Origin of the sequence: Olleya sp. UBA1516 (assembly GCF_002323495.1) — a bacterium.
Taxonomy (GTDB): domain Bacteria; phylum Bacteroidota; class Bacteroidia; order Flavobacteriales; family Flavobacteriaceae; genus Olleya.
This window is the reverse complement of record NZ_DCQO01000021.1, coordinates 29,539-45,905: the sequence shown is the minus strand read 5'-3', so window position 1 is coordinate 45,905 and position 16,367 is coordinate 29,539. Positions and strand designations below refer to the sequence as shown.

Sequence of the window (16,367 nt, the reverse complement as noted above, 5' to 3'; positions counted from 1 at the left end):
ATTATAATTTTATTTTAAATATAAATGTCTGATGTTAAAAAGGTTTTATCAATTATAGGTCTCTTTTTTGCAATAGTTTATATGAGCAGTAAATAAAAATTGTAGTCCAAACCGCAACAATACCTATCTCTTGCCAATGTACTGCAAAGTCATAGACTAGGTCTACTTTTTCTGGAGACTTCATGGCTACAATACGTCTAAAAGGTTCGTCAATTAATTTCCACATGGATTTTAATGGAAAGTAGTTGTGTATTTTAGTTGCTATATCATCATCATAGTTTTTTAATATAATACCATATATTATCCATTCTACAATAAATAGTATAAACAAGAAGGCTAGTGCAAAAGCAGATCTTTTTATTAACACTGCAGCAAACAGACACAAGCTAAAAAAGCCAATTAGTTTGACAAAATAGGCTAGTAAAAAAATACTTTCGCTAAACATATAGTACGCTTCACTATCGCTATTATAATACAATCCAATTGCTAAGGTTAGTATACCAACAAGTAGTGTGGATATTAATGAAAAAAATAGCAGTGCGTAAAACTTAGACAGGATAAATTCTTTTTTACTTAGACCATCAATTAAATTTTGTTTTATGGTTTTGTTACTATATTCATTACCTATCATGCTTACTACAACTATAGCAAAAAACAGCTTAAATAGTGCAGCAAAAAAGGTGGTGATATGCCAGATATACGGAAAATCAAAAATTCCAACACTACCTAAATCTATGGTAAAAAGCCCAAAGAAATTAATTTTGAACGAGGATAGTAATATGATAAAAAAGGGTAATATAAATGAAAAGAAAATTAAGATTTTGCTAATCCTATTTTCTAAAAGTTTTTGTAATTCTATTTGTAAAAGTCGTAACATGATTGGTTGTTTTGATTGATTAGTTTTGGTCCTCTAAATTGTCAGTAAGTTGAAGGAATTGTTCTTCTAAACTTTCTTTTCTAAGTACTAAGTGTGACAAGGCTATTCCGTTATCAATTAATTCTTTATTAAAAGCCGATGCTGACATTGGTGCATCTAAAAAGGCAGTAATTAGATCATCTGTTACTTTGGTGTTTTTTATATTTGGATGGCTATTTAAATAGGTTACAAGGTGTTCTGGATTATCACATTTTAGTTCAAAAAAGCCTTCGCTAGATATCATTTGGTCTACAGGTCCTTCGTATAATTTATGACCTTTTCTAAGTACAACTACATGAGAGCAAACTTTTTCTACTTCATCTAATAAATGTGATGCTAATAATATGGTTGTGCCTTGACTTGCAATATCTTTTATAATAGCTCTAATTTGATGTATTCCTTGAGGGTCTAATCCGTTTGTGGGTTCGTCTAAAATTAATATTTCAGGATCGTTTAATAGGGCAGATGCTATAGCTAGACGCTGTTTCATCCCTAACGAGAAGGTTTTAAACTTACTTTCTTTTCTGTCCAAAAGACCAACTAGTTCAAGTTTTTCGTCAATTTTGTCTTCACTAATCTCCTTAATTTTACAAACTAACTTTAAGTTTTTGTAAGCAGACATGTATGGATAAAAGTTAGGACGCTCAATAATAGCACCTACTTTTTTTAAAGCATTATGCGTGGATGTTTGTCCGTCAAACCAACTAAAGCTTCCGCTGGTTTTATTTACAACATTTAGGGTAATGCCTAAAGTAGTTGATTTACCACTACCATTAGGTCCTAAAATGCCATAGACATTTCCTTTTTTAATGGTAAAGGATAAATTGTTTACAGCAGTTAAATTGCCATATTTTTTAGTTAGATTACTAATGGTTAAAATTGTTTCCAAGAGGTGTGGTTTTTTGATTGGTTTAAAAGTAAGACGATTGATTGGTAAAAATGTTACAATTTAAAAATTAGTTATAAATTTGAATGACAGAAAAACTTATGAAGGATTTAAAAATTTCGAAGAAAAAACCATCCTACCCAATTAATGATAGATTGAGTAGTTATTTGTCTGATTATAACCGAAACTCTAAAATTACAATACTGTATGATGACCTTTTACGTTTTCAAGGTTCTGTAACCGTTTATGATAAAGATGATAAAGATACGTTGTGGATACGTGTTTACTTTAGTGAATTTGATAGAGTAGAAATTGATTTAAGCCTGAAAAAAGTATACAGTAGATTACATTCTGATGGTAACGAAACTAGTAATGCCTTTTTAAATATTGATGCTATTGATTATTGTACTTTTGGAAACTCTAAACCTTTTAGAATAAAAATCCGAAATGTTTTAAATGACAACTACACCTATTTTTATGTCAAAAAAGCAGATGCTTCTCGTATCTATGGTCTAGAATTAGAGCATATGTTATCTCCATATCAATTAAATTTTATGGTACATGGTAATACTTTAATCGAAGAACATATTGCAGGAATCCCTGGAGATGTATTTATTGAAACTATGTTGGATGACTGTTCTGAATCTGAAAAATCCCAGATAGCAAAAGAGTTTGTTAAGTTTAACGAGCGTTGTATGATCAGGCTACTTGGTGATATGCGCTCTTACAATTACGTAGTTGTGCCAACCCATGACTTTGATCATGTGGTGTTTAAAATTAGAGCCATAGATTTTGACCAACAATGTTATGAAGGTAAGTTTAAGGTATACAGACCTCAGTTTTTTAAAGAAAATCTGCGCTTGGTAGAGTTGGTCGTTAGTAAGTTTAAAAAGGAGTCTATCGATCAATATAAAATTGAAGAACGCAGTATCGTGGCTAAGCGTATGATTAGTTATAACAATCGTTTGGAGCGATTGCTAGATTGTATGACACATGATGTTATATCTAATGAAGAAAACATAGCGCTATTAAAAACCAAAATCCATGAATATACCATGGATTTAGAGTTTAAAAAAAGTGAAAATATGGGTGGGATTTTAAGAAATGCTCTGGAGTTTGTAAAACGTAACTATGAAGACGTTAATACAAAAGATTTTTAATTCCAGTTTTCTTCAAAGTCCAAATTATCGTAATCATCGATGTTAAAATCGTCATCAAATTCGTCATAATCATCATCATTGCTTTCTGCTTCAAATATTTTGTCAGGAGCTTCAGTAGGCACTTGACCTTGTACATACATTAGGTTTGGATAATCAACACCTTCTGCAACTTCAACAATTTCAGCTAATTCAACAAAAAAGGTCCACATATTCATAAAGTCATAGACGTAAATCAATTTAGTTTGTGCCTCATGTACAGTGTCAGATAGATTAGTTTCATTCATTAATCTAACATCATTTATTCCGTCACTCATGTCAAAAAGGCTAATTTCCTCACCTTGATTCCATTCGTCGTCACTTAAGTAAAACGAAGCGACTTCATTACCATCAAAGCCAAAACATTGCGTAATTACATTATGTAGGTCTTCTAAAGTATCGCTTTCGCGAATTTCAAAATCTCTAAAAATATCTTCTTCTGTATCGTTGTCTAGTATTACTCTAAATCTGTAAATCATAATAATAAAATAAGGGTGTAAAGATACTGCTTTTAGGTGTTATTTACTAAAGCGATGTAACGTAAATGTCATTGCGCTAAGTAATAAAAAGGCACCTACTTGATGTGCAACACCTAACCAAACCGGAACTTGTAATATTAAAGTAAAAACACCTAATATAAATTGAAAAAATACTAGGTACAATAATAGGTTTAAGGCTTTGCGTTGGTAGTTGGTTTCGATATGTTTTTTTCCTTTAAAATAAATTAATAAAATAAACACAACAACAATATAAGCTAAAGTCCTATGTACAAATTGCACGCCACTTTTACCTTCTGTTAAGTTAGCAAATAAACTATCTCGCTCAATATATACGCTTTCATGGATAAATTTTCCTTCACTCATCATTGGCCAATGGTTATGTACCCAACCTGCATCTAATCCAGCAACAAAAGCACCATAAATAATTTGTATTAAAAGGACTAACATCCCTAGTTTTACTAACCTGTTAAATCCTGTATTTACAATTTTATTAAACGGAAACATTAAGTCTAATGCAACCCAAAAAGTAGCCGAAAAGGTTATAAATGCTGTAGTTAAGTGCATAGCTAATCTATAATGGCTAACATCAGGTCTATCCACTAAGCCACTTTTAACCATGTACCATCCTAAAAAACCTTGTAATGCGCCTAAGCACATTAAACCAATGGATTTTTTAATGGTAGGTTTGGTAAGTTGCTTGGTAATTAAAAAGTATAAAAACGGTAAGAAAAACACTAAACCAATAAAACGTCCAATAACACGATGGATCCATTCCCAAAAATAAATATCCTTAAACTCCTCTATGGTAAAGTGTGTATTTAATTTTTGATATTCAGGATATTGTTTGTATAAATCAAAAGCCTCCTGCCATTCGACATCATTCATTGGCGGAATGGTACCTGAAATAAGTTTGTAATTTGAAATGGATAATCCAGAATGCGTTAGTCGTGTAATACCACCAACAATAACCATAATAAAAATTAATACACATCCTGTTAACAACCAATAGATGACTTTTTTGTTATCTTTTTTCATTGCCTTTTTCTTTTTTTTTTTTTTTACAATTCTTTTTTAAAACATAAGCTTTCGCTTACACCTTGATATTGTCCGTAATTTTCGGTGATTTGATAATTACATTTTTTGTATAAATTAATCGCTTCTATTTGTCTAATTCCTGTTTCTAAAATACTAAATGTAAAACCTGATGTTTTAGCCCATTGCTCTAATGCTTGCAGTATTTGTGATGCAACTCCTTGTCCTCTGGCTGCTTCTGTGGTAAACATGCGTTTTATTTCGACTGTATTTTTACTAAATTTTTTAAAGGTACCACAGCCAATAGCAGTATTGTCTTTATAAGCAATTATAACGTTGTTAATGTTTTGCAATCCATTATATTGATTGTAAAACGCGTGATCATCACCATCTGTAATTTTTAAAAAATCGTCTAATTGTTTGACAAGACTTTTAAAGTCGGTATTATCAGAATTGGTTTTACGTAATTCTAACATCATCCAAATTAATTAATGGTTAGTCCTAGTTGTTTTCCTTTTTCCAACATTAGATTAAAAGCTGCTTCATGTTGGTTAGGAATATCACCTTCCAGAATTGCTTCTTTAATGGCTTCTTTAATTATACCAATTTCTTTTGAAGGCTTTAAATTAAAAGTCTTCATGATTTCCTCACCTGAAACTGGCGGTTGAAAGTTTCGGACATGATCCTTTTCTTCAACTTCAATAATTTTTTCTCTAACAATCTTAAAATTGTTATGATATTTTTGAAAGCGCTTAGGATTTTTTGTGGTGATATCAGCCTCGCAAAGTGTCATTAAATCATCTACAAAATCTCCTGCATCAAAGACTAAACGTCTTACTGCCGAGTCTGTTACTATATCTTGTGCTAAGACTATAGGTCTGGAACTCATAAACACCATTTTTTGGACAAATTTCATTTTGTCATTTAGTGGCATTTTTAAACGTTTAAATAAATGGTATACCATTTTTGAACCTTCAAACTCATGACCATGAAAAGTCCAACCTACTTTTTTGCTAAAGCGTTTGGTTGGTGCTTTACCAATGTCGTGTAGTAATGCTGCCCAACGTAGCCAAACGTCATCTGTGTTTTTAGCAATGTTGTCAACCACTTCTAACGAGTGGTAAAAGTTGTCTTTATGGGTTTGACCTTCGACCTCGTCTATACCTTTTAGATTGGTAAGTTCTGGTAAAATGTGATATAACAGTTTTGTTTTTTCTAGAAGTAAAAATCCTTTAGATGGGACAGGACTTTCTAATATTTTATTAAGTTCTACAATTATACGCTCTTTGGTAATTATATCAAGGCGTTTATTGTTTCTTGTAATTGCATTTAAAGATTCGTCTTCAATTATAAAATCTAATTGGGTTGCAAATCTAATGGCACGCATCATACGTAATGGATCGTCACTGTAGGTAATGTCAGGATTTAGTGGTGTTTTTATAATCTTGTTTTCTAAATCTTGAATCCCGTTAAAAGGGTCCAATAAATCTCCAAAGTTAGTTTGTGACAAACTTAAAGCTAAAGCATTTATTGTAAAATCACGACGATTTTGGTCGTCCTGTAACGTTCCATTTTCTACAACTGGATTACGACTATCTTCATTGTAGGATTCTTTTCTAGCACCAACAAACTCTATTTCGACATCCTTGTAGCGCAACATAGCTGTGCCATAAGTTTTAAAAACTTGCACTTTAGGCTTGTTAGGTAATAGTTGTGCAACAGCTCTGGCTAATTCAATTCCGCTACCAACTGCAACAATATCAATATCTTTTGCATTTCCTCTTTGTAACAGGTAGTCTCTAACAAAACCACCAATAACATAGCTGTCTAAATTTAAGTTTTTAGAGGCTTCAGAAATAATTTTGAATATCGGATTTTGTAAGGCGTCTTTATAATTCATTGTAAATTTACTCACGAATAATTTTCACCTCTCCTTTATTAGATAATTTGATAATGGTAGAGGGTTTTGCGTTTTTATTTTCGCTTTGCAAATTTACGACATAATCCACACCTTTTAAAATAGCATCGCTAATTTCTTCAAAGGATTTTGGTGTTGGTTGGCCTGATATATTTGCTGAGGTAGAAACTAATGGTCTTCCTAAATATTTTATTACTTTTTCACAAAATTTGTGATTAACAATACGTATGGCTAAGGTGTTATCTTCTGCTATTAAGTTTTCTGCAACTCCTGCTGGAGCGTCATAAATAACTGTGGTTGGTTGATCAGCAATATCCAAAATAGTATACGCCATATTTGGGACATTGTCAACATGTCTTTCTAGCATACTATAGTTATTAACTAAACAGATTAGTGCTTTACTGTCTTGGCGTTGTTTTAGTTTGTAAATTTTTTGTACTGCGTTGGCATTAGTTGCATCACAACCAATACCCCAAACAGTATCAGTTGGATATAATATAATGCCACCTTGTTTTAAGATGGTAACAACTTTTTCTATTTCTGAAGACATATTAGCACTCATTTTTATTATATATTTGAATAAACAAAAATAGATGAATTTAATTTATTATAAATCAGAGAAAGGTAATTTTGGAGATGATTTAAATGTTTGGCTTTGGCCAAAAGTATTTAAACAAGATTTGTTTCATGATAATAATGATGTAGCATTTTTTGGTATTGGTTCCATTTTAATTGAAAACTCTGATTTTATAAATAAAGCAGAAACATATAATAAAAAGGTCATTTTTGGGACAGGAGTAAGGTCTATTAATGAGGCTTTTGATTTTGATAATTCGTGGGATGTTAGGTTTGTTCGTGGACCTTATAGTTCCGTTAAACTTACAGGGAAAGCAGATAATTATATAGCTGATGGCGCATACTTTTTAGCGTTGTTACCCGAATATTCAAATTATTTAAAATTACCTAAAAAACATGATATAGGTTTTGTGCCTTATTTTAAGTCTATAGATAAGGTAAATTGGCAGAAAATATGTGACACATTGGGTTGGAAGTTAATACTACCTACAAATGGTGATGTGGAACAATTTATGAAAGAAATTTCAAGTTGTAATTCTATTATTAGCGAAGCCATGCATGGTTGTATTCTGGCAGATGCACTAAGAGTCCCTTGGAAAAGACTTCGTTTTAATGCTCATTTATTTGAAGGAGAAAAGGTCTCTGAATTTAAATGGAATGATTGGTTATTGTCAATAGGGATTAAAAAAAATGTTTTTATTGAAGCACCAATGCCCAAACGACAAAAATTAAATAAGATTTTTAAATCGGCTTATAAAAAAGAAACGGAAAACTATTTATTAAATAAATTAAAATTACATGATGTAGTAGATTTTAACTTGTCGTCTGAAAAAACAATGGAAGACATGAAGATTAAAATGGAAAAAGAAGTGGATAATTTTATAAATGAATACTTGTAGTAAATGCTTAAAAAGCTTAAAAATCAGTTTAAATTATTTCTATTGAAAACGAAACTCAAGAAAAATAAAGTTTTTTTTAATGAAAATGATTTTAAATTCTCCGATAAAAACGTACTAATTATAGATGAAATTATTCCTGAATTTAATAAAGATTCTGGGTCAAGACGCTTAACTGAAATTATAAAACTATTACTAAATAATAAGGTATCAGTATTTTTAGTAGCAGATTTAAAACAATATAAATACAAGAGTGATTATATTCAAAAATTTAAAGATTTAGGTGTTAATGTATATCAACCAAGTATAGATAGTAAGGGTGATTTAGTTACAATTGAAGGCTTTATTAAACGGATGGCACCAAAAATGGATGTAGCTTGGTTACACAGACCATTAATTTTTGATAAATATCAAGCTTTAGTTAAAAAAGCAAATCCAAAGGTTAAGTTAGTGTTTGATATGGTAGATTTTCATTATATCAGATTATTAAGAGAATATGAACTTAATAAAGATGAAGCATTAAAGACTGAAGCCGAAAAATTTCTTAAAATAGAATTACAAAATTGTAAAAATGCAGATGTTGTTATTGCGATTTCAACGACAGATAAAGTATTACTTAAACAACATTTTAATACAGACGAAAAAGTAGTTTTAATTAGTAACATTCATCAATATATAGATAAGTCTGAAGATTTTAATTCCTTTGAAAACAGAAAAGACTTACTCTTTGTAGGTAGCTTTAGGCATGATCCTAATAGTGATGCGGTAAAATATTTAAAACAAGATGTTATGCCAATTGTTTGGCAAACACTTCCAGAGGTTACGGTTAATATTATAGGCAGTTATATTACAGACGATATTAAAGACTTAGCTTCAAGCAACTTTAAACTGTTGGGTTTTGTAGACGATTTAAATGTAGTAATCAATAACTCAAAACTATTTGTTGCTCCTTTACGTTTTGGAGCTGGTATAAAAGGTAAAATTGGTCAAAGTTTAGAGCATAGTTTACCCTTAGTTACAACAGATGTTGGAGCAGAGGGTTTTGATTTTGGAAACCAAAAACAGATAATGATTGCCAATAATACTGAAGCAATAGCTCAAAAAGTGGTCGATTTATATACTAACAAAGAGCTTTGGGATGAAGCATCTAATAGTTGTAAAACTATTTTAGAACCGTTTTCATTAAAAGTTACTGAAAATCAATTACTGCAAATAATTAACCTTTAGCTCGCATAGAAAACCTTAAAGAGTCACCACCTTTAAGCGCTATTTTAAACGGTATTAAATGCTTTTTAGGTTTAAAAATACTTTTAATTCCGTATTTTAAAATTAAGATAATTCTTAAAAACTGATAGTACAACGTACTGTAGTTTTTCTTTATTACATAAAGGTAAGAGACCGTAAATTCGCGTTTTAAAGCAACATTTCCAGAGCTTTTTCCCATGTAATGGATAAATGTAGATTTAGGATAATATTGCGTAATGTAACCTTGTTTTTTTAAACGTAGGCAAATATCCATTTCTTCATAAAATAAAAATATTTTAGGATCAAATCCACCACATTTTTTATATGCTTCCGTTTTAAAAAACATAAAAGCACCAGAAACTAAATCAACCGTAAAAGGTTCTGATAAGTCAGAGTTGTATAAATTACTATAATACTTGACAGGTTTTTTTTGATCAAACAAATGGTATTTTAGATCAATAAATTGTCTAAAACTGTATTTAAATGGATGTCCATCTTCATTTACTTGTTTTAAACCAATACAGCCTACTTTAGGTTGAGATTGACTGTATTGTAATAACTGTAAAAGCGAGTTTTCAGTCAACTCAGCATCATTATTTACAAATGCTAAATGGTTACCACTAGCATGTTGGTAACCCAAATCATTTCCGCCTCCAAAGCCTAAATTTTCTTTGCTTTTAATTAAAGTGAAATCAGCAATTTTTAAGTGTGATTCTAACGTTTTAACATCCTCTGTTTTAGATTGGTTATCAACAACAATAATCTCAAAACTAAGGTCTTTAGTAAATTTGTAAATAGAGTCAATACAATTAATGGTATAACCAGAAGAATTAAAGTTTACAATAATTATAGAGACATCCATGTAGTTGATTTTTGGGTAAAAATAAATAAAACCAATAGATTGACTCACTTAAGTTTTAATATTTATTAGTTTTGTTTAACTAAATATTTATAATGAAAAATATTGTTGTTGGTTTTTTAATGTCTTATGACTACGAGAAATTAAAATTGTCTATTCCTCCAGTTTATGAACAAGCGGATAAAATATATCTAGCTTTAGACCATAAACAACGTACCTGGAAAGGTGAAACTTTTGATGTTGATCCTGCTTTTTTTGAATGGCTTTCAAATTTTGATAAGCACAATAAAATTGAAATTTATAAAGACAATTTTTTTGTGCCTGAGCTAAATGCAATCCAAAACGATACCAGAGAACGTCACTTGTTATCCATTAAAATGGGAATTGGTAATTGGTTAGTGCAAGTTGATAGTGACGAGATTTTTATTGACTTCTCTCAGTTTGTTAAAACATTACGTCAACACGATCATTTTTTAGATAATCCTAAGAAAAACCCAGTTCAGATCGCTGGTTTTTTAATTAATATTTATAAGTATTTAGAAGACGGAATGCTATACGTTGATGAGCCTACAAAAGTAATGTTGGCGACTAATTACCCAAATTATAAATATGCCAGAAATAGTAAAGAGCGTGTAATATATACCAATAATGTATTGCTACACGAGTGTTTATCTAGAGACGAAGCGTCTTTAAAATTTAAACTTGATAATTGGGGACATTCTCACGAGCTTAACGATCAGTTTTTTCCAAAATGGCAAAAAGCAGATAAAAACAATTACAAAGAATTAAAAAATCTGTTTTATTTAGATCCAGAAATCTGGAAAAGTTTAGGCTATTTTCCAACACATAATTTAAATGAAATTAAAAATTTAGTAGAAAAAGACGAAACTTTAGCACCAACAAAGTCTTTTTTACTGAAGAAAAATTTTGGGCAATGGTTTAAATTTTTAAAGATTTTTAATAAAAGTAAAATTGAATTCGAATCTTATTTTTAGTATGAAGCATTTAAAAACAACCTTATTAATAGCTACTTATAATTGGCCAGAAGCATTAGATTTAGTTTTACAAAGCGCATTAAACCAAAGTCAGTTGCCTGATGAAGTTATTATTGCAGATGATGGGTCAACCAATGATACTAAAGCTTTAATTGATAGTTTTAAGACAAAATTTGAAATTCCTTTGATTCATATTTGGCAAAAAGACGAAGGATTTAAAAAAGCCCATATTTTAAATAAAGCAATAGCAAAAGCATCAGGAGATTATATAATCCAGGTAGATGGAGACTGTATCATGCATCCGCATTTTATTAAGGATCATTTACAATTTGTTCAAGACAACACCTATTTATTTGGATCTAGAGTTAATATCCAAAAAGATTATTTAGACACTTTGTTTAAGACTAAACAAACCTCTTTTTCAGCTTTTTCTAAAGGCATAAAAAAACGTACTCGTGCTTTACATATTCCAATGTTAAGTAAATTGTATAAACCAAATGCTGAGTTTTCAAGTAAATTTAGAGGTTGTAATACGTCTTATTTTAAAAAAGACTTTATCGCTGTTAATGGTTATAATGAAGATATAACTGGTTGGGGAAGAGAAGATTCTGAGTTAGTCTTAAGAATGCACAATAATGGTTTACAAGCTAGACGCTTACGTTATAGAGGTATTGTGTTTCATATATATCACAACGAAAAATCTAGAGATAGATTTGAGATTAATGATACTATTGAGCAAAAAACTATTGACCAAAGTATTAAATGGGCTAAAAACGGAGTAGATAAGTATTTACCTTAATCTATATTACGATACATGGTCCATAATTGGATATAGCGTTTAAACACTGAAAACGCATGGACATAACAAATAATAAACCCTTCTTTACCATCTAAAAATCCAAACCTTAAAAAGTATTGGTGCATAAACCTGTACCAAGGTCTAAATAAAAAATGATACAAATTTGGACGTACATTCTTTTTAAATAAAGCTTCTGCTTGTAGTTTACTGTATTGCGTTAATTTTTGATTATAATTATCAAAATCTTTATACGTTTGGTGCTTAACATGGTGTCTTAATTTACCAATGGTAGCAGTAGTTTGTATAGCTTCATGTACTAATTTACCATTATACTTGCAATGATTTTTGTTAAATAAACGGACAGCAATATCTGTTTGAAAACCACTATATTTAATACGTTTTCCCATAAAATGGTAATCACGCTTTACGCGGAAAGCTTTAGCTGTTGGATTAGACCTAACGGTAGCGACAAGCTCTGTAGCTAAGGCTTCAGACACTTCTTCATCTAAATCAAAAAAGGTTACCCAATCGTGTTTTGCTAAACTAATTGCATAATTTTTTTGAGAAGAAAAATCGTCAAAAACGCGCTTGACAAACGTGACTTTTGGATGTTGTGCTAATGTTTCGGTTTGGTCAGTACTAAAGGAGTCTACGATAATAATTTCATCTGCAAAAGACATACTATTAATATAGCGTTCTATATTATGTGCTTCGTTATATGTTATTGCTAGAGCAGTTATCATGCAAGAGAAAATCAGATTTTTGCCAAATATAACCATTAGGCTTTATATATTTGTGTGCAGAGTATTCAAATTAAAACAACGTGCCAAAATTACCCATTTTAATGTATCATAGTGTAACCACTCAATCAAATGAGAGTAAAGGGTTGACTATTGATGTCAAAATGTTAGAAACACAATTACTATATCTAAAGGCTAAGGGTTATACAACCTTACATTTTAAAGATTTACAGCAATTTAACTCTGCTAAAGATTTTCCAGAAAAAGCAGTAATAATCACGTTTGATGATGTGTATGTTAATCAATTAGAATTAGCCTATCCATTGTTTTTAAAACATAATTTAAAGGCTTGTTTTTACATTCCGTTTAAGTATGTTAATGGTGTTAATACTTGGGACGAAGGTGAGGAGCCAATTATGTCTGTCCAACAATTACAAAGTTTAAATAGTGATATTATAGAATTAGGTTTGCATAGTTTTGCGCACCAACGCTATGATTTGTTATCTATTGACGCTATCCAAAAGGATTTTGATTTGTGTAAAGATTTTATAGTCAATAACAATCTTGAAATTAATAATACCTTAGCCTATCCTTACGGGAAATATCCTAAAACAGGCGAGGAGCAGCATGCTTTTTTTAAATGTTTGAAAGATAACAATATTGCTTATGGCTTACGAATAGGAAATAGAGTCAATAAGTTTCCGTTTAAAAACCATTACGAAATTCAGCGTTTGGATATTAAAGGAGATGACAGTATTAAGGTGTTTCAGCGAAAGCTAAAAAAAGGTAAAAACTGGTTTTAGATTAAGTTAAAAAAGGGAAGCGATATACTTCCAAAAATTATTAATATTAAACCTCCAACCTTAAAAGTTGTTTGATATTTAGTGTACCAATGGTGTTGTGTTTGAGGCTTGTTTTTAAATAATTTTATAATTTTAAATCCAATAAAAACAAAAGAAGTTCCAATTGCTATTTGTGTTAATGCTATTATTAAGTATATAAATTTTAGTTGTTCTAACATTATTTAATTCCTTTTTGAAGTAACATTAACTTGACATATCTAGAAAATACACCATAAGCATTAACGCTTGCAACGGTCAATCCAGGAATACCATCCATAAATCCACGCCTTAAAATATAACTACTAAAAAAACGATAAAAGGGTTTAAACGCTAAATGAAAATAAGTCGCTTTTTTTCCTTTTTTAAGCATTTGCTCTGCTTGAAACCACGCATAGTTATCTTTTTTGCTTATGTAATGTAGTAATCCTTTATAGGTAAAATGAAGCACAGGATTTTTTAACTGTCCAATGGTACCATCAATAATCAGTTTTTCGTGCACCAGACCTTCAAATTTGCAATTATTACGTTTTACTAAGCGTGTCACATTATCACTGTGATGGTATAAAAACCTATTCATGTAATAATGCGGAAAATTAAGCTTGTATCCAGCATGTTTATTACTGCTTATAGCTTCAAAAATTTCTTGTTGTAAGGCATAAGGTATACGCTCGTCAGCATCTACAAATAAAATCCAGTCACCTTTTGCAAATTGTAACGCGTGATTTTTTTGGTTAGAAAAATTGTCAAATGCACGCAAATAGACCTCGCAACCCATTTGTTTTGCTATTTGTACAGTATTATCAGTACTGTTGGAGTCCACAACAATAACTTGAGAAGCAAAGTCCACAGATTGGATCGCTTGCGCAATGTAAGCTTCCTCGTTATAAGTTGGTATAATTACTGTAATAGCATCCATATAAAAACCAAAATTACTAAAATAATTTTATCTTTGTAGCTATAATGAAAATAGATACTTCAATAATAATTAGCACTTATAATTCTCCGGAATGGTTAGCAAAAGTACTGTATGGTTATAATAACCAAACGTACCGTAATTTTGAAATCGTAATCGCAGATGATGGTTCTAAACAAGAGACCATAGATTTAATTAAATCTATACAGCAAGACGTCTTTTATCCTATTATCCACGTGTGGCATGAGGATAATGGTTTCCAGAAATCTGAAATTTTAAACAAATCTATCACACAATGTACATCGGATTACATTATCATGTCTGATGGTGATTGTATACCACGTCAAGATTTTGTTGAAGTGCACGTTAAAGAGCGAGAGATTGGTTACTTTTTATCTGGTGGTTACTTTATGTTACCAATGGATATCTCTAAAGCTATTACTAAAGAAGATATTTATAAAGCCAATTGTTTTAATCTAAAATGGCTTAAAAAGAATGGCTTAAAAGCATCCTTTAAAAATAATAAGTTAACTGCTAAAGGCTTAAAATCTAAGATTTTAAATGCTTTAACACCAACAAATGCTAGCTGGAATGGACATAATGCTTCTGGTTGGAAAAAAGATATTGTTGCAGTCAATGGTTTGGATGAGCGTATGCAATATGGTGGTCAGGACCGAGAGCTTGGTGAGCGTTTAATGAATTTAGGTATAAAAAGTAAACAAATAAGATACTCAGCAATTTGTATTCATTTAGATCATAAACGTGGTTATAAAAATGAAGCTTCAATAGCCAAAAACAGAGCGATTAGAGACGTCACTAAAAATGAGAAAAAGGCTTGGACAGATTTTGGAATTGTAAAAAAGGCTTAGTTTTTAAAAGCTTTTAAGTGTAAATCTAAAAACGGAGTCAATTTTTTTAAGATCATTTCAGGTGTTAACATTTGATATAGTTCGTGCGGATTTTCTTCAATTTTACGTCTTTGTTCTACACTAAACTCGTCAAATAAATTTGGTTTTTCTTCTAATAAATGTATAGATGTGTGTTTTTTACCATCTTCAAAACTAGCCCAATGTTCTTTTAAAACATAAGGCGAAAAAATTGTAAAAGTTGGTTTGTTTAATGCTTTGGATATGTGTACAATACCACCTTCGTTACCTACAAGTAGTAGGCATTTATTCATTAAAGTTATAAAACCTCTAATGCTATCTTCATAAATATCAATAATAATATTGGATTTATTTTGACATTGGTCGTAAATATTTAAAGCATCTTCTTTTTGATGTGGTGCATAATTAAATAATACATTAACATCATAAGTTGTTGTAATATGATTTATTAAGCTAACAATATATTGATATGGCATGGATTTTTGAGGTGTACTACCTAAAATACCTAGCATAATTGCTGGCTTATTATATTTTTTTAACTTGTTGTATTGTTGCTCTTTATCGGTTAAAACTATGTGAGGTTCATAATCGATTTTATTTTCAGGTAATGGAAAAAAGCAGTTAAACATATTTATCCTGTCTTCAATAGCTTTACCACTTATATGTTTTTTTTCATCTAATAAAGCGACAGTGTGTGTGTAAAAATTAAACCAAGGGTTTTTACCTCTTTTCTGAAAGCCTATTCGCATGCTAGCTCCAGAAAAATAACAAATAATCCGACTTTGTAATTTAGAGTAAGGGTCAAAAATAATATCATAGTTATTTTTTTTAACTCGTCTAATCAAGCGTTGCATAAATTTAAATTGCTTCAATTCTTTTTCATTTACTGCTATAATGTTATCAATGTTTGGATTGTTTTCAATAACACCAGTTGTAAAGTCATACACCAAATAATCAATTTGACTATCAGGAAAAACAGTTTTCATGTTTTGGGCAATTACTGATGCGATAAGCACATCACCAATGCGTTTATTTTGTATGACAAGAATTTTCTTCATTTAAAAATCACGTATTTTTTACGCTGTAGTGCAAAATATAATTTTATCGGCTTTTATTAAAATTTACTTTAATATATCTTTGAACAATCTCAAAATAGATTACTATCAT

Annotated in this window: 19 protein-coding genes; 7 read left to right on the top strand and 12 right to left on the bottom strand. The window is 30.4% G+C overall.

The window, feature by feature from the left end:
- Positions 1–52 precede the first annotated feature (52 nt).
- A complete protein-coding gene (locus tag B2989_RS14020; protein ID WP_292949665.1) occupies positions 53–877 on the bottom strand; it encodes an ABC transporter permease in 825 nt (274 codons plus the stop codon).
- Positions 878–896: 19 nt separating this feature from the next.
- Positions 897–1,805 carry an ABC transporter ATP-binding protein gene (locus tag B2989_RS14015; protein ID WP_292949662.1) on the bottom strand — a complete coding sequence of 303 codons (909 nt, stop codon included), beginning with the start codon at positions 1,803–1,805 and terminating at the stop codon, positions 897–899.
- A 98-nt stretch (positions 1,806–1,903) separates the two neighbouring features.
- Between B2989_RS14015 and B2989_RS14010 the strand changes: the two genes are divergently transcribed.
- Positions 1,904–2,962: a hypothetical protein gene (locus B2989_RS14010; protein WP_292949659.1), complete on the top strand. Its 1,059-nt coding sequence runs from the start codon at positions 1,904–1,906 to the stop codon at positions 2,960–2,962.
- On the opposite strand, the gene B2989_RS14005 is transcribed toward B2989_RS14010, so the two are convergent.
- From B2989_RS14005 to B2989_RS13985, 5 genes are read right to left on the bottom strand one after another with little or no spacing between them, the layout of a single operon-like run.
- Positions 2,959–3,477 (bottom strand): IS1096 element passenger TnpR family protein, encoded by a 519-nt coding sequence (locus tag B2989_RS14005; RefSeq protein ID WP_145002413.1) that lies wholly within the window; start codon positions 3,475–3,477, stop codon positions 2,959–2,961. The two genes, B2989_RS14010 and B2989_RS14005, sit on opposite strands and share 4 nt — an antisense overlap.
- A gap of 39 nt (positions 3,478–3,516) precedes the next feature.
- Positions 3,517–4,533 (bottom strand): COX15/CtaA family protein, encoded by a 1,017-nt coding sequence (locus B2989_RS14000; protein ID WP_292949653.1) that lies wholly within the window; start codon positions 4,531–4,533, stop codon positions 3,517–3,519.
- A gap of 23 nt (positions 4,534–4,556) precedes the next feature.
- Entirely contained in the window at positions 4,557–5,009 is a 453-nt protein-coding gene (locus B2989_RS13995; protein ID WP_348661780.1) for a GNAT family N-acetyltransferase, read from the bottom strand.
- A gap of 5 nt (positions 5,010–5,014) precedes the next feature.
- Positions 5,015–6,430 (bottom strand): CCA tRNA nucleotidyltransferase, encoded by a 1,416-nt coding sequence (locus B2989_RS13990; protein ID WP_292949651.1) that lies wholly within the window; start codon positions 6,428–6,430, stop codon positions 5,015–5,017.
- 7 nt (positions 6,431–6,437) lie between these two features.
- Positions 6,438–7,010 (bottom strand): L-threonylcarbamoyladenylate synthase, encoded by a 573-nt coding sequence (locus tag B2989_RS13985; RefSeq protein ID WP_292949648.1) that lies wholly within the window; start codon positions 7,008–7,010, stop codon positions 6,438–6,440.
- A 31-nt stretch (positions 7,011–7,041) separates the two neighbouring features.
- Between B2989_RS13985 and B2989_RS13980 the strand changes: the two genes are divergently transcribed.
- Positions 7,042–7,923, top strand: a complete 882-nt coding sequence (locus B2989_RS13980; RefSeq protein ID WP_292949645.1) for a polysaccharide pyruvyl transferase family protein — start codon at positions 7,042–7,044, stop codon at positions 7,921–7,923.
- A gap of 42 nt (positions 7,924–7,965) precedes the next feature.
- Positions 7,966–9,147: a glycosyltransferase gene (locus tag B2989_RS13975; protein ID WP_292949642.1), complete on the top strand. Its 1,182-nt coding sequence runs from the start codon at positions 7,966–7,968 to the stop codon at positions 9,145–9,147.
- Here B2989_RS13975 and B2989_RS13970 read toward each other — a convergent pair.
- Positions 9,137–10,075: a glycosyltransferase family 2 protein gene (locus B2989_RS13970; RefSeq protein ID WP_292949639.1), complete on the bottom strand. Its 939-nt coding sequence runs from the start codon at positions 10,073–10,075 to the stop codon at positions 9,137–9,139. The two genes, B2989_RS13975 and B2989_RS13970, sit on opposite strands and share 11 nt — an antisense overlap.
- A 44-nt stretch (positions 10,076–10,119) precedes the next feature.
- Between B2989_RS13970 and B2989_RS13965 the strand changes: the two genes are divergently transcribed.
- Together B2989_RS13965 and B2989_RS13960 are read left to right on the top strand one after the other, a co-directional pair.
- A complete protein-coding gene (locus B2989_RS13965; RefSeq protein ID WP_292949636.1) occupies positions 10,120–11,019 on the top strand; it encodes a hypothetical protein in 900 nt (299 codons plus the stop codon).
- A gap of 1 nt (position 11,020) precedes the next feature.
- Entirely contained in the window at positions 11,021–11,818 is a 798-nt protein-coding gene (locus tag B2989_RS13960) for a glycosyltransferase family 2 protein (protein ID WP_292949633.1), read from the top strand.
- Here B2989_RS13960 and B2989_RS13955 read toward each other — a convergent pair.
- Complete coding sequence (locus B2989_RS13955) at positions 11,815–12,561, bottom strand: glycosyltransferase family 2 protein (RefSeq protein WP_292949629.1); 747 nt, start codon at positions 12,559–12,561, stop codon at positions 11,815–11,817. The genes B2989_RS13960 and B2989_RS13955 overlap by 4 nt on opposite strands.
- An 80-nt stretch (positions 12,562–12,641) precedes the next feature.
- On the opposite strand from B2989_RS13955, the gene B2989_RS13950 reads away from it, so the two are divergent.
- The gene (locus tag B2989_RS13950; RefSeq protein ID WP_292949626.1) at positions 12,642–13,361 is read left to right on the top strand and encodes a polysaccharide deacetylase family protein; all 720 of its coding nucleotides are present in this window, start codon (positions 12,642–12,644) and stop codon (positions 13,359–13,361) included.
- Here B2989_RS13950 and B2989_RS13945 read toward each other — a convergent pair.
- Together B2989_RS13945 and B2989_RS13940 are read right to left on the bottom strand one after the other, a co-directional pair.
- Positions 13,358–13,579: a hypothetical protein gene (locus tag B2989_RS13945; RefSeq protein ID WP_145002395.1), complete on the bottom strand. Its 222-nt coding sequence runs from the start codon at positions 13,577–13,579 to the stop codon at positions 13,358–13,360. The genes B2989_RS13950 and B2989_RS13945 overlap by 4 nt on opposite strands.
- Complete coding sequence (locus tag B2989_RS13940) at positions 13,579–14,316, bottom strand: glycosyltransferase family 2 protein (RefSeq protein WP_292949621.1); 738 nt, start codon at positions 14,314–14,316, stop codon at positions 13,579–13,581. Before B2989_RS13940 ends, B2989_RS13945 begins: the two co-directional genes overlap by 1 nt.
- 44 nt (positions 14,317–14,360) lie before the next feature.
- Here B2989_RS13940 and B2989_RS13935 point away from each other — a divergent pair, with 44 nt between their 5' ends.
- Positions 14,361–15,182: a glycosyltransferase family 2 protein gene (locus B2989_RS13935; protein ID WP_292949618.1), complete on the top strand. Its 822-nt coding sequence runs from the start codon at positions 14,361–14,363 to the stop codon at positions 15,180–15,182.
- Here the strand turns inward: B2989_RS13935 and B2989_RS13930 are convergent.
- Complete coding sequence (locus B2989_RS13930) at positions 15,179–16,258, bottom strand: glycosyltransferase family 9 protein (RefSeq protein WP_292949615.1); 1,080 nt, start codon at positions 16,256–16,258, stop codon at positions 15,179–15,181. The two genes, B2989_RS13935 and B2989_RS13930, sit on opposite strands and share 4 nt — an antisense overlap.
- Positions 16,259–16,367 lie beyond the last annotated feature (109 nt).